We start from the raw sequence: 925 nt of genomic DNA on the forward strand, positions 1-925 counted from the left end.
CAACGGCGGCGGCATCTGACGACAGGCTGATGCTCGAAATCTTCGAACGGCTGGCCCTGGCGGCCGGGCGCGAGGTGATGCGTGTGTTCCATGCCGGCTGCGCGGTCGACCGGAAATCAGATTCCTCGCCGGTGACCAAAAGATCATTCTCGCTGGACTGCGCTGCATTTCCCGGCCTTGCATCGAGCGGCCATATCCCAAGCTCTGTGGTCTTGCGACAGTTGTGTGCGTCAAGTTCTGCAAAAGGCGTGGCATCGCGGTGACGTCGGCGTGTCCGCCGCGCAGCCCCCGTGTTTAGCGGAGCGGCGGACACATGACGGTGCTCAGGCGGCCAACACGGCTGCCGGTCGTTGAACAATCCCTGCCCTATCCGCTGGCTCCGGCCGGCGGGCTTTTATTTCAGGGCGGATATGGGGGATAGGGGATGCGGTTGTTTGGCGGCCGTGGTCCAACTCTTCATAGCATCGGGTTTCTGGCTGTCGGCCGAGTTGGCGATCTGGATCGTGCTCGAGGTCATTTTCGATGCCATGCAGCATCGCGCCGGCGGCTTGGCGGGCTGACGGGCACCGCGATATAGGGGTACGACTGGTCTCAGTTTTTTTGCCGAGCCAAACCAACCCGAGCGCTCCGCCCGGCCATGCGGCCCGACACCCAACGCCAACGAGGTGCCGGGCCTGACCGACGAGCTGTCTGCGGAATCGCCCGCCGTCATGCGCTGGTCGGTCACGCTCTACAGCCGGACGAACTCGTCGAGCTGCAGGCGTATTCGCTGGCCTTCCGCGAAGGCTAGGGCGAGCGATTCCAGGTCGAATGATCGGGTTAGTCCCTGATCTTCCTCGGCCACACGGACGAACCATTCGCCACAGGCTTCGATCACTTCGATGCAAGGATGACCCTTGCCGTTGGGTATCTCGCTATCCACCAT

Annotated in this window: 2 protein-coding genes and 1 pseudogene; 2 read left to right on the forward strand and 1 reads right to left on the reverse strand. The window is 62.8% G+C overall.

Annotated elements, in window-relative coordinates; genetic code table 11:
* Positions 1–263: pseudogene (locus NKH03_RS35160) on the forward strand (3'(2'),5'-bisphosphate nucleotidase CysQ); the annotation flags it as partial.
* A 171-nt stretch (positions 264–434) separates the two neighbouring features.
* Positions 435–560: a hypothetical protein gene (locus NKH03_RS34790; protein ID WP_352973358.1), complete on the forward strand. Its 126-nt coding sequence runs from the start codon at positions 435–437 to the stop codon at positions 558–560.
* 170 nt (positions 561–730) lie between these two features.
* On the opposite strand, the gene NKH03_RS34795 is transcribed toward NKH03_RS34790, so the two are convergent.
* On the reverse strand, positions 731–925 hold the full coding sequence (locus NKH03_RS34795; RefSeq protein WP_352872924.1) for a hypothetical protein: 195 nt from the start codon (positions 923–925) through the stop codon (positions 731–733).

Origin of the sequence: Mesorhizobium sp. M1406, from assembly GCF_040317555.1 — a bacterium.
Classification (GTDB): domain Bacteria; phylum Pseudomonadota; class Alphaproteobacteria; order Rhizobiales; family Rhizobiaceae; genus Mesorhizobium.